Source organism: Micromonospora sp. NBRC 107095 (assembly GCF_030269705.1).
In the GTDB taxonomy this organism is placed as follows: domain Bacteria; phylum Actinomycetota; class Actinomycetes; order Mycobacteriales; family Micromonosporaceae; genus Micromonospora; species Micromonospora parva.
The window spans coordinates 2,631,370-2,643,588 of sequence record NZ_BSTU01000001.1; the positions used below are offsets into that span (position 1 = coordinate 2,631,370).

The 12,219-nt window shown below is 70.7% G+C and carries 9 protein-coding genes; 7 read left to right on the forward strand and 2 right to left on the reverse strand.

The window, feature by feature from the left end:
* Window positions 1-272: 272 nt before the first annotated feature.
* The 4 genes from secD (at window position 273) to QSK15_RS12235 (ending at window position 6,743) form a co-directional block, all read left to right on the forward strand.
* Window positions 273-2,186, forward strand: coding sequence for a protein translocase subunit SecD (gene secD / locus QSK15_RS12220; protein ID WP_285794271.1), 1,914 nt, complete (start codon window positions 273-275; stop codon window positions 2,184-2,186).
* A 1-nt stretch (window position 2,187) separates the two neighbouring features.
* The gene (secF, locus tag QSK15_RS12225; RefSeq protein ID WP_285794272.1) at window positions 2,188-3,384 is read left to right on the forward strand and encodes a protein translocase subunit SecF; all 1,197 of its coding nucleotides are present in this window, start codon (window positions 2,188-2,190) and stop codon (window positions 3,382-3,384) included.
* A gap of 78 nt (window positions 3,385-3,462) precedes the next feature.
* Window positions 3,463-4,029 carry an adenine phosphoribosyltransferase gene (locus QSK15_RS12230; RefSeq protein WP_279517262.1) on the forward strand — a complete coding sequence of 189 codons (567 nt, stop codon included), beginning with the start codon at window positions 3,463-3,465 and terminating at the stop codon, window positions 4,027-4,029.
* Window positions 4,030-4,226: 197 nt separating this feature from the next.
* Window positions 4,227-6,743 (forward strand): RelA/SpoT family protein, encoded by a 2,517-nt coding sequence (locus tag QSK15_RS12235; protein WP_285794273.1) that lies wholly within the window; start codon window positions 4,227-4,229, stop codon window positions 6,741-6,743.
* Window positions 6,744-6,810: 67 nt separating this feature from the next.
* On the opposite strand, the gene QSK15_RS12240 is transcribed toward QSK15_RS12235, so the two are convergent.
* Together QSK15_RS12240 and QSK15_RS12245 are read right to left on the reverse strand one after the other, a co-directional pair.
* A complete protein-coding gene (locus QSK15_RS12240; protein WP_285794274.1) occupies window positions 6,811-7,650 on the reverse strand; it encodes a peptidylprolyl isomerase in 840 nt (279 codons plus the stop codon).
* A gap of 59 nt (window positions 7,651-7,709) precedes the next feature.
* Window positions 7,710-8,594, reverse strand: a complete 885-nt coding sequence (locus tag QSK15_RS12245) for a peptidylprolyl isomerase (protein ID WP_210866853.1) — start codon at window positions 8,592-8,594, stop codon at window positions 7,710-7,712.
* A 270-nt stretch (window positions 8,595-8,864) separates the two neighbouring features.
* Between QSK15_RS12245 and QSK15_RS12250 the strand changes: the two genes are divergently transcribed.
* The 3 genes from QSK15_RS12250 (at window position 8,865) to QSK15_RS12260 (ending at window position 11,989) form a co-directional block, all read left to right on the forward strand.
* Complete coding sequence (locus QSK15_RS12250; RefSeq protein WP_285794275.1) at window positions 8,865-9,575, forward strand: MBL fold metallo-hydrolase; 711 nt, start codon at window positions 8,865-8,867, stop codon at window positions 9,573-9,575.
* Between the two features lie 72 nt (window positions 9,576-9,647).
* A complete protein-coding gene (gene hisS / locus QSK15_RS12255; RefSeq protein WP_285794276.1) occupies window positions 9,648-10,976 on the forward strand; it encodes a histidine--tRNA ligase in 1,329 nt (442 codons plus the stop codon).
* A 71-nt stretch (window positions 10,977-11,047) separates the two neighbouring features.
* The gene (locus tag QSK15_RS12260; RefSeq protein ID WP_279517259.1) at window positions 11,048-11,989 is read left to right on the forward strand and encodes an acyl-ACP desaturase; all 942 of its coding nucleotides are present in this window, start codon (window positions 11,048-11,050) and stop codon (window positions 11,987-11,989) included.
* Window positions 11,990-12,219 lie beyond the last annotated feature (230 nt).

Genomic DNA, 12,219 nt, shown 5'->3' on the forward strand with positions numbered 1-12,219 from the left:
CCCCGGGAGCGGCGAGTCCGGCGTACGGCCGGTCGACCCGGCTTCCGGGGTCGTCGCGCCCCGACGGGGCAGCGGGCGAAGCGTGAAAACTGGATAGTTGGGTCGACGTCGGGCGTCGACACGTTCCGGTGGCCGTCGGCGTTCCGCGCCGGGGGGCCCGGTCCTCGTGTCGGCATCTCGTCGACTCAAGGCAGACCCGTCGGGCGGGACCCCCGGCCCGACACCGCCGCCGCTGCGACAGCGGCGCGACCGTACAGGGAGACAGGACAGCCGTGGCACCACCTCAGGGACAGATGCGCCCCGGGCGGCAGCTCGCCGTGCTCGGGTTCATCTTCGTGGTCCTCTATCTTTTGGTGTTCTTCGCCGGCGCCAGCGGCAGTTGGAAGGACCGGCTCGAGCCCAAGCTCGGTCTGGACCTCATCGGCGGCACGCGGGTGACACTGGAGGCGACCAACAGCGTCGACGGCAAGCCCCCGACGGCGGAGAACCTCGAGGAGGCCCGCGAGATCATCGAGAGCCGGGTCAACGCGTTCGGCGTGGCCGAGGCCGAGGTGGTCACCGAGGGCAACCGCAACATCGTCATCTCCCTGCCCGGTGAGAACCGCAACCTCGACGACGTGGGCGAAGCCGCCGAGCTGCGCTTCCGCAAGGTGCTCAAGGCCGCCTCCGGCAGCGGTGTGGCCGAGGCGCCGCCCGCCGCCACGCCGACCCCGTCCGGCAGTGCCGCCCCGACCGGCAGCGCGACCCCGTCCGGCGCCGCGACCCCGACCCCCACGGGCAGCGCCTCGCCGAAGGTGACCTCGTCGCCCAGCGGTGGTCAGGGCGGGATGGCCCCGGCGTCGCCCAGTGCCACGCCCTCCGCGTCCGCCTCGGCCTCGCCGAGCGCCGCCGCGCCCACCGCCAGCTCGGAGCCGGTGCCGGCCAGCATCGAGGAGCAGCGCAAGCTCGTCGAGCAGAAGGTCGGCGCCGCCGCGTGGCAGGCCGCCAACGGGCTGCAGGCCCCGGCCGACCTGACCGCCGACCCGTCGCTGGCCGAGAAGCTCAAGCCGTTCGGCACGCTGTCTCCGCAGGAAGTCGCGGTGCTGCCGGCGCAGATGCAGTTCAACGTGCCGACGATCGGCTGCGCGCAGCTTGACCAGCGCCCCCCGGCGTCGATCTCCGACCCGAAGCAGCAGGTGGTCTCCTGCGAGGACGGTGCTTCGAAGTACCTGCTCGACCAGGCCAAGGTGCTGGGCACCGACGTGTCCGACGCCGATGCGGTGCTCGACCAGACCAACGCCTGGGTGGTCAGCCTGGACTTCACCGGTGACGGTCAGGGCAAGTGGACCTCGCTGACCCGTGAGGCGTTCAACAACGAGGGCCAGGCCTGTGACGCGACCGCGCTGGGCCAGGACGGCAAGTGCCGGGTCGCCGTGGTGCTGGACAACGAGATCGTGTCCTCCCCGGAGATCCAGGGCGTGCTGACCGGCAACTCGCAGATCACCGGCCAGTTCACCCAGAAGGACGCCAGCACCCTCGCCGGCCAGCTGCGCTACGGCGCGCTGCCGGTGACCTTCGAGCAGCAGGAGGCGCAGAACGTCACCGCCACCCTGGGCGCCAGCCACCTGCGCGCTGGTCTGCTCGCGGCCGGCATCGGCATGCTGCTGGTCATCATCTACGCGTTCTTCTACTACCGGCTGCTCGGCTCGGTCATCTTCCTGAGCCTGATCCTCTCCGCGCTGCTGGTCTTCGGCGCGCTGGTGGTGCTCGGCCGGCAGATCGGCTTCACGCTCACCCTCGCCGGCATCGCCGGCATGATCGTCTCGCTCGGTGTGGCGGCGGACTCGTTCGTCATCTACTTCGAACGACTGAAAGACGAGATCCGGGAGGGGCGCAGCCCGCGTAGCGCGGTTCCGCGCGCCTGGATCCGGGCCCGTCGCACGATCATCTCGGCCAACGCGATCACCCTGCTCTCCGCGGTGGTGCTCTACGTGGTCTCGGTCGGCACGGTCAAGGGCTTCGCGTTCGCGCTCGGCCTGGCCACCGTGCTGGACCTGGTGGTGGTGTTCCTCTTCCGTCACCCGATCATGACGATGTTCGCCCGGACCCGGGCGTTCCTGTCCCCGCGGGTCAGCGGTCTGGGCCGGGCGCTCCCGGCCCGCAACCAGCCGACTCAGCCCCGCAACCCGCGCGCCAAGGAGGCCTGAGATGGCTGAAAACGGTCTGGCGAGCCGCCTCTACAACGGCGAGGCCGGTCTCAACATCGTCGGCCGGCGCAAGCTCTGGTTCGGCGTCGCCGGGGTTCTGATCCTGATCGCGATCCTCAGCTTCTCGATCCGCGGGTTCAGCCTGGGCATCGAGTTCGCCGGCGGCAACTCGTTCCAGGTGCCGGCCAGTGTCGGCACCCTGGACGACGCCGAGCGGGAGGTCAACTCGGCCCTGGCCGCCGAGAACACCGGTGTCACGGTGGCGACCACGCAGAAGGTCGGCGGCCCGGGCGGCGACTCGTACGAGCTGCGCACGCCGCAGCTCACCGTGGAGCAGGCCACCGCGGTCAAGGCCCAGATCGCCGAGGACCTCGGCATCAACGCCGACCAGATCAGCAGCAACCAGGTCAGTGAGGCGTGGGGCAGCCAGGTCACCGAGCGGGCCGTGCTCGGTCTGGTCATCTTCATCGCGCTGGTGATGGTCTACCTGATCCTGCGCTTCGAGTGGCGGATGGCCGTGGCCGCGGTCGTCTCGCTGATCACGAACCTGATCCTCACCGCCGGCATCTACTCGCTGGTCGGGTTCGAGGTCACCCCGTCGACGATCATCGGTTTCCTCACCATCCTGGGCTTCGCGCTCTACGACGTGGTGGTGGTCTTCGACAAGGTCCAGGAGAACACCCGGGGCATCACCGCCAACAACAACCAGACGTACGGCGAGGCGTCCAACCTGGCTATCAACCAGAGCCTGATGCGGTCGTTGAACACCTCCGTCGTCGCTCTGCTGCCGGTCGGCGGTCTGCTCTTCATCGGTGCCGGCCTGCTCGGCGCCGGCACGTTGAAGGACCTCGGTCTGGTGCTGTTCGTCGGTATGGCGGTGGCGTTCCTGACCTCCATCCTGGTGGCCACCCCGCTGCTGGCGCTGCTGAAGAACTACGACCCGCGGATCCAGGCGCACAACAAGCGCGTCCTGAGCCGGCGGGGCGCTGTCGCCCGCGGCGAGGTCCCCGGTAAGGGCGCCGCGCGCCCGGCCGCCCAGGCTGTCGCGTCCGACGAGCCGGTCGACCAGGACGCCGCCGCGCTGGCCGGTGCCGCCCCCAAGGTGGGCGCTCGGCCGGCGGGCAAGCGCCCGACCGGTGCCCGGGGCGGTCGCCCGGGTGGTGGCGGCAACCGGCCGGGTGGCGCCAAGCGGCGCTGACCCGACAGGAAACACCCGAACGGCGTCCGGCATGCTGTTGCCGGACGCCGTTCGTCGTCGAAGGAGAGCGAAACAGCCGTGACGGAGACCCACAGCACCGCAGCGCGCGGGGACAGTGGCCCGGAGGCCGCCCGACTGGTCGCCAGTCGGGTGCTGGACGTGCCCGACTTTCCCAAGCCGGGCGTCTTGTTCAAGGATCTGATGCCACTGTTCGCCGACGGCAAGGTCTTCCGTGAGGTGATCGACGGGATCATCTCGTACCACGGGCGGGAGGCCTTCGACGTGGTGGTCGGCATCGAGGCGCGTGGGTTCGTCGTCGCGGCGGCCATCGCGTACGCGACGGGGGTGGGCGTGGTGCCGGTGCGCAAGGCCGGCAAGCTGCCCCGCCCGGCGCACTCGGTCTCCTACGCGTTGGAGTACGGCGAGGCGACGCTGGAAGTGCACGAGGACGCCTTCACCGCCGGGCACCGGGTGCTGGTGGTCGACGACGTGCTGGCCACCGGTGGCACCGCCGAGGCGACGCTGGACCTGGTCGAGCGGGCCGGTGGGACCGTCGCCGGCTTCACCGTGCTGCTGGAGCTCGGCTTCCTGGGTGGGCGTGAGCGACTGGCGCCGCGTCCCGTCCACGCCCTGCTGACTGTTTGAGCCGGTCGATACCCGGATGACTGTTTGATCCCGGACCTGTCGGATGGACCCGGCGCCGACCGTCCGGCGGAGCGGCAGGGGACCGTCCGTGCGGGTAGCATTGCCCTTTGCTGACGCCGGCGGTACCCCGTCCGGCGGGCGAGACCAGGTCGGCCGATCTTCGGCCGGCGTGTTTCCGGCGAGCGGTGAGGAGGCCGGTGTCCCACGATGTCGTCCCTCCGGCGGAGGGCACGGTGCACCCGACAGGCGACGCTGACGGCTCGGTGACTGACCGGACAGGCGACGCGCCGGCCCGGGTGACGGGCAACGGCTCCGGCAGGGCTTCCGGCGAGAGCCCGGTGCGTCCGACCAGCGGCCCGCCGAGCGCCGAGGCGTCTCCCGGCGCCGACGGTGTGGTGGTGCCGTTCCCGAGCGACGCCGGCGTCGAGCCATCGCCCAGCGGTGGCTTCGGGCTGTCCAACGCGCCCACCGGCCGGCGGGTCCGGGCCCGGCTGGCCCGGTTCAACGCGCCCTGGCAGACCTCTCAGGTCAGCGAGGTGCTGGAGCCGCTCATCGCGAGCCACCGGGACAACCACCCCAAGGCGGACGCCCGGCTGCTCCAGCGCGCCTTCGACACGGCCGCCCGGTGGCACTCCGGGCAGTACCGCAAGTCCGGTGACCCCTACATCACGCACCCTCTCGCCGTCGCGACGATCCTCGGCAACCTGGGGATGGACACCACCACCCTGGTCGCCGCGCTGCTGCACGACACCATCGAGGACACCGAGTACACCCTGGACCAGATGCGCGCCGACTTCGGCGGCGAGGTCGCCCTGCTGGTCGACGGCGTCACCAAGCTCGACAAGGTCAAGCTGGGCGACGCGGCCAAGGCCGAGACGATCCGCAAGATGGTCGTGGCGATGGCCAAGGACCCGCGGGTGCTGGTGATCAAGCTGGCCGACCGGCTGCACAACATGCGCACCCTGACCTTCCTGCCCCGCCCCAAGCAGGAGCAGAAGGCCAAGGAGACGCTGGAGATCCTCGCGCCGCTGGCGCACCGGCTCGGTATGAACACGATCAAGTGGGAGCTGGAGGATCTCTCCTTCGGCACGCTCTTCCCGAAGCGCTACGAGGAGATCAACCGGCTGATCGGGGAGCACCAGCCGCAGCGCGAGGCGCTGCTGCGGCAGGTGACGCAGAAGGTGCAGACCGACCTGAAGGCCGCCAAGATCAAGGCGGAGACGACCGGTCGGCCGAAGCACCTCTACTCGATCTACCAGAAGATGATCGTGCGGGGTCGCGACTTCAACGACATCTACGACCTGGTCGGTGTGCGCATCCTGGTCGACACGGTTCGCGACTGCTACGCGGCGCTGGGTGTGATCCACGCCAACTGGCAGCCGGTGCCGGGCCGGTTCAAGGACTACATCGCAATGCCCAAGTTCAACATGTACCAGTCGTTGCACACGACTGTCATCGGGCCCACCGGCAAACCGGTGGAGATGCAGATCCGCACGTACGCGATGCACCGCACCGCCGAGTTCGGCATCGCCGCGCACTGGAAGTACAAGGAGCACAAGGGCACCCAGATCGTCGGCCCGCCGGCGCACATCGACGAGATGACCTGGCTGCGGCAGTTGCTGGACTGGCAGCGGGAGGCGGCCGACCCGAGCGAGTTCCTGGACGCGCTGCGCTTCGACCTGTCCAGCCAGGAGGTGTACGTCTTCACCCCCAAGGGTGACGTCATCCCGCTGCCGACGGGTTCGACGCCGGTGGACTTCGCGTACGCGGTGCACACCGAGGTGGGGCACAAGTGCATCGGGGCGCGGGTCAACGGCAAGTTGGTGCCGCTGGAGTCGACGCTGTCCAACGGCGACGTGATCGAGATCTTCACGTCGAAGTCCGAGACGGCCGGCCCCACGCAGGACTGGCTGGGCTTCGTCAAGAGCCCGCGCGCCCGCACGAAGATCCGCCAGTACTTCAACAAGGAGCGGCGCGAGGAGGCGATCGAGGCCGGCAAGGACGCGATCGTCAAGGCGATGCGCAAGCAGGGCATGCCGTTGCAGCGGATGCTCACCTCCGACGCGCTGATGTCGATCGCCCGCGACCTGCACCTGGCCGACGTGGCGTCGCTGTACGCGGCGGTCGGCGACAGCCAGGTCTCCGCGCAGTCGGTGGTGCAGAAGCTGATGGCCGCGTACGGGGGCGAGGAGGGCGCGGCGGAGGACATCGCCGAGACCGCCGTCGCGACCCGGCCGCCGCGCAGCCGGCAGAGCAGCAGCGACCCGGGCGTGGTGGTCCGGGGCGTCAGCGACGTCTGGATCAAGTTGGCCCGCTGCTGCACCCCCGTCCCACCGGACTCGGTGTTCGGCTTCGTCACCCGCTCCGGCGGGGTGAGCGTGCACCGTGACGACTGCGCCAACGCCGAGGACCTGCGCGCGCAGAGCGAGCGGGTCGTCGAGGTGAGTTGGAAGCTCACCTCCGCCTCGACGTTCCTGGTCGCCATACAGGTCGAGGCGTTGGACCGGCACAAGTTGCTGGCCGACGTCACCCGGGTACTCTCCGACGAGCGGGTCAACATTCTGTCCGCCACCGTCACCACCACCCGTGACCGGGTGGCGGTGAGCCGGTTCAGCTTCGAGATGGCCGACCCGAAGCACCTGGGCCACCTGCTGGCCACGGTCCGCAAGGTCGACGGCGTGTTCGACGCCTACCGGGTCACCTCGGGCGCCTGACGCCGTACCCCGAACACGACAGCGCCCGCCGGTTCAGCCGGCGGGCGCTGTGTCGTCTGCGCGGGTGTCAGCCCTGCGGATTGCTCATCGTGAGGTCCTTGATGATGACCTCCTTCTTCGGGTGGCCGCCGCCGGCCTGCTGGGCGAACGCCCCGTCGTCGCCGGCCTTGGCCACGTCCTTGACCAGGTCCAGGCCGCCGGTGATGGTGCCCAGCACCGTGTACGCCGGGTCCAGCGGGGAGTCGCCGTAGACGATGAAGAACTGGCTGCCGGTGCTGCCCGGCTGGCCGGAGTTGGCCATCGCGATGACACCCTCCGGGTACGGCGGGCGCTTGTCGGTGGGCAGGTTCTCCTCGGCCATGCGGTAGCTCGGGCCGCCCTGGCCGTCGGTGTCCCGCCAGCCGTTGCCGGTGGCGCTGGGGTCACCGCACTGCAACACCTTGATGCCCTCGGTCACCAGACGGTGGCACTTGGTGTTGTCGAAGAAGTTCTTTTCCGCGAGGTAGGTGAAGCTGCCCGCCGTGCACGGCACCAGCGACCGGTCGACCTTGGCGGTGATCGGGCCGAGGTTGGTGTCGATCGTCATGGTCTGGACGCCCTTGGCGGACTGCTCGTTGCTCGGCAACCCCACGTCCTTGATCTGCGGTGGCCGCTGTTCGGTGGGCACCGCGTTGAACGCGCACTCGGCCGCGCCCGCCGCTGGCGTGGCGGTGTCGCTCTTGTTGTCGTCGCCGCCGAGGCTCACCGCCAGCCAGACGGTGCCGGCGACCACGAGCACCAGCGCGGCACCCGCGCTGACGATCGCCGTCGTCTGCCGGCGCTTGCGGGCCTTGGCCGCGCGCTCGGCCATCTCCTTCTCGAGCCGGGCGCGGGCCGCCGCGCGCTGCCGCTCTCTGGTGGACGTCACGCCTGGATCCTCCTGGCTGTCTGCTGCTGAGTGCCGCTTGGGTGGGTGGTGGCGCCCGGTCAGCCGGCGCTCGGGCTGCTGGCCGGGGTGCCGGAGGCCGACGGCGCCGGTGCCGCGGCGGAGACCGGCTCACCGACCGTGAGGCTCTGGATCGTCACATCGGTGCTGGGCTTGACCTTCGCCCCGGTCCCATTGTCCACGGTCGGGAGGGCGCCGATTTTCTCGACCACGTCCAGCCCGCCGGTCACCCGGCCAATGACCGGGTACTTCGGGTCGGTGGTGGTGAAGTCCTTGAAGAAGATCAGGAACTGGCTGCCGTTGCTGCCCGGCGGGTTGGAGACCATCGCCACAGTGCCCTTCGGGTACGTCGGCGGCTGGTCGGGGGCCGGGGTGGCCGACGGTGACGCCGACGGCACGGTCGGCAGTTCCTCGTCGTAGAACGAGTAGGTCGGCCCACCGAGACCGGTGCCGGACGGGTCGCCGCAGCGCAGCGCGCCCTCGGTGGTGATCTCGTGGCACTTGGTGTTGTCGTAGAACGACCGGCTCGCCAGGTGGGCGATGCTCGCCGCCGCGCACGGGGAGTTGGTGAGGTTCAGTTCCGCGGTGATCGGCGCGCCCTGGTTGGTGGTCACGGTCATCGGCCGGGTGCCGTCTGTGGGCAGGTCCTTGGTGGCCGGCGTGCCGACGTCCTTGAGGTTGGTGTTGGCCGTCGCGTCCTGCGGCGTCCACAGGCAGGTTTCGGCCGCGGCCGTGTTCTGCTTCGGGTCGGAGTCGAACGCCCCGAGCGCCCAGGCCGAGCCGGCCACTACCAACACGAGGATCAGAGCGGCGCCGACTCCGGCCTGGATCTGCCGTCGGCGCCGCGTAGCGGCCGCCCGGCGAGCCAACTGCCGGTCGAGCTTGGCCCGTGCCAGTTTGCGCTGCCGGTCCCTGCTGGAAGCCACCAGTGCTCCCCTTTCCTCTACCTGGTCGTCGCCGGCGGCCGGTCGCCCCGGCCCGTCCGGGCGTCACGTGTGCCGCGCCACACGCCCGCCAGAGTGTACGGCTAGTGACTGGGAATGTGGTGTACGAGGTCCGCCCCGTCCCGAGCAGCGCTTATCGGAGATCGTCACTGTGCCCTGCGGGGTGCCTGGGACGGACGCGGCAAACTCTCTGGGCGCGCCCGATAGGCTGCGGGGCAGGACGACAGCTGCTCGACGGAAAGGACAGCGCCAGTGCTCGTGGCCGGCTTTCCCGCGGACGCCTTCGGCACCAACTGCTACGTGGTTGCCACCGCGCCGGGGGAGCAGTGCGTGGTGGTCGACCCCGGCATCGGGGTGCTCGGCCGCCTCGACGCGCTGCTCGCCGAGCACCGCCTGCATCCGGCCGCCGTGCTGCTCACCCACGGCCACCTCGACCACACCTTCTCGGTCGCGCCGGTCTGCGGTGCGCGTGGCATCACCGCCTACGTGCACCCGGGTGACCGGGAAATGCTGGCCGACCCGGCCAAGGGCCTCTCGACCGACCTGACGTCGCTCTTCGGCGGCCGGCTGAGCTACACCGAGCCGGAGGACGTGGCGGAGCTGACCGACGGCGCCACCCTCACCCTCGCCGGCCTGGAGATCGCCGTCGACCATGCCCCGGGCCATACCGGCGGGTCGGTGCTGTTCCGGCTGCCGGGCGCCGGGTCGAGCTGGGAGGCGGACGAGTTGTGCCTCTCCGGTGACGTCCTCTTCGCCGGGTCGATCGGCCGCACCGACCTGCCGGGCGGGAGCATGCCGGCCATGCTCACCAGCCTGCGCGACAAGATCCTCCCCCTGGCCGACGACACCGTCGTGCTGCCCGGCCACGGCCCCAGCACCACCATCGGCCGCGAGCGCGCCAGCAACCCGTACCTCATCGAGGTGGCCGGCACGTCGCCGGCCGCTCCCACCCGGGGCCTCTAGATCTTCGTCCGCGCCGCGCGCGGACCCACGACACCACCGCGCCACCGGCGCGGAACCGCAAGGAGTACGCCGATGAGCAAGCCCACGCCCATCTCCGGCTTCCCGGAGTGGACCCCCGGTCAGCGGATGATCGAGCAGTTCGTGCTCGACAAGATCCGGGCCACCTTCGAGCTGTACGGCTTCGCGCCGCTGGAGACCCGGGCCGTTGAGCCACTGGACCAGCTGCTGCGCAAGGGCGAGACCTCGAAGGAGGTCTACGTGATCCGGCGGTTGCACGCCGACGCAGAGGGCCCGACCGGTGACGACCAGCTCGGCCTGCACTTCGACCTGACCGTCCCGTTCGCCCGGTACGTGCTGGAGAACGCCGGCAAGCTGAGCTTCCCGTTCCGCCGCTACCAGATCCAGAAGGTGTGGCGGGGCGAGCGGCCGCAGGAGGGCCGCTACCGGGAGTTCGTCCAAGCCGACATCGACATCGTCGACCGGGACACCCTGGCCCCGCACCACGAGGCGGAGATGCCGCTGGTCATCGGGGACGCGCTGCGTTCGCTGCCGATCCCACCGGTGACGATCCAGGTCAACAACCGCAAGATCAGCGAGGGTTTCTACCGGGGCGTCGGGCTGACCGACCCGGAGGCCGCGCTGCGCGCCGTCGACAAGCTCGACAAGATCGGCCCGGCGAAGGTGGCCGACCTGCTCGCCGAGACCGCCGGGGCGAGCGAGGCGCAGGCCAAGGCGTGCCTGGCGCTGGCCGAGATCTCCGCCCCGGACGCGTCGTTCGCCGACGCCGTCCGGGCGCTCGGGGTGAGCGACCCGCTGCTCGACGAGGGCATCGAGGAGCTGATCCGGGTGGTGGAGACCGCCGCCGCGCACTCACCCGGGCTCTGCGTGGCGGACCTGCGCATCGCCCGTGGGCTGGATTACTACACCGGCACCGTCTACGAGACCCAGCTGCGCGGATACGAGCGCTTCGGCTCGATCTGCTCCGGCGGCCGGTACGACAACCTGGCCAGCGCCGGCACTGTCTCGTACCCGGGGGTGGGGATCTCGATCGGGGTGACCCGGCTGCTCGGGCTGCTCTTCGGCGCAGGGGCGCTGTCGGTCTCCCGGGAGGTGCCGACCGCCGTGCTCGTCGCGGTGACCAACGAGGAGCAGCGGACGGCCAGCAACCGGGTGGCGGAGGCGTTGCGGCGGCGTGGGGTGCCGACCGAGGTGTCGCCGAGCGCGGCGAAGTTCGGCAAGCAGATCCGCTACGCCGAGCGGCGCGGCATCCCGTACGTCTGGTTCCCCGGTGCCGAGGGAGCGCCGGACGAGGTGAAGGACATCCGTTCCGGTGAGCAGGTCACGGCGGCCGCCGAGGAGTGGATGCCACCCCTGGTGGACCTCACTCCGACGGTCGGTTGAGTGTCCCCACTGGCGCTAACGGCCACGGGGACCTACGGTAGCGTAAGTTACGCCACCGTAGGGAGTTTCTCGTGACCGTCAGCACCACATTGAGTCAGACCGCGCTGCTCGTCGAGTTGGAGCCGGTGGTCGCGCGCAACCTCGACCGCCACCTCTCGCTCGCCAAGGAGTGGTTCCCGCACGAGTACGTGCCGTGGAGCGAAGGGCGGACCTTCGACGGGCCGCTCGGCGGCGAGGCGTGGTCGCCGACCGACTCCACCATCCCCGACGTGGCCCGCACCGCGCTGATCGTGAACCTGCTGACCGAGGACAACCTGCCCTCGTACCACCACGAGATCGCCACGCTGTTCGGCCGGGACGGCGCGTGGGGCACCTGGGTGCACCGGTGGACCGCCGAGGAGGGGCGGCACGGCGTCGCGATCCGCGACTACCTGACCGTCACCCGGGCGGTCGACCCGGTGGCGTTGGAGCGGGCCCGGATGACGCACATGTCGGAGGGCTACACCAACGCCCACGGCGACGAGGTGCTGCACTCGCTGGCGTACGTCTCGTTCCAGGAGTTGGCCACCCGCATCTCGCACCGCAACACCGGCAAGGCCACCGGCGACCCTGCGTGCGAGGCGCTGCTGGCCCGGGTGGCCGCCGACGAGAACCTGCACATGGTCTTCTACCGCAACCTGCTCGCGGCCGCGTTCGAGCTGGCTCCGAGTCAGGCCATGCGGGCGGTCGCCGACGTGGTGGCCGACTTCCAGATGCCGGGCAACGGCATCGACGGCTTCGCCCGCAAGTCGGTGGCGATCGCCCTGGCCGGCATCTACGACCTGCGCCAGCACCGCGACGAGGTGCTGCAGCCGGTCCTGCGCCAGTGGGACGTCTTCAACGTGACCGGCCTCAACGCCGACGGCGAGGCCGCCCGCGAGCAGCTCGCCACCCAGCTGGCGGACCTGGACCGCGCCGCGAGCCGCTTCGAGGAGAAGCGCGACGCCCGAGCCGCCCGCCTAGCCCTCCGCTAACCCCCACCCACCCCACCCGCCCACCCCACCCGCCCGCCCCACCCCGCCCAGCCCACCCAAGCCGTCGATCATGAAGTTGTTGCCACCCGCGTCGGCGTGTCGGGGCAACAACTTCCTGATCAACTCGGCGGGGGTGGGTGGGAGTGGGGGGGGTTGGGGGGTGGGGGGTTCTGGGGTTAGGGGGGGGGGGGGGGGAGGGGGGTGCTTGGGGGGTGGGGGGGCGGGGGGCC

What these genes read in the sequence shown, in the direction of transcription:
- secF (WP_285794272.1), top strand. Translation starts at nt 2,188, where the DNA reads ATGGCTGAAAACGGTCTGGCGAGCCGCCTCTACAACGGCGAGGCCGGT.
- hisS (WP_285794276.1), top strand. Translation starts at nt 9,648, where the DNA reads ATGAGCAAGCCCACGCCCATCTCCGGCTTCCCGGAGTGGACCCCCGGT.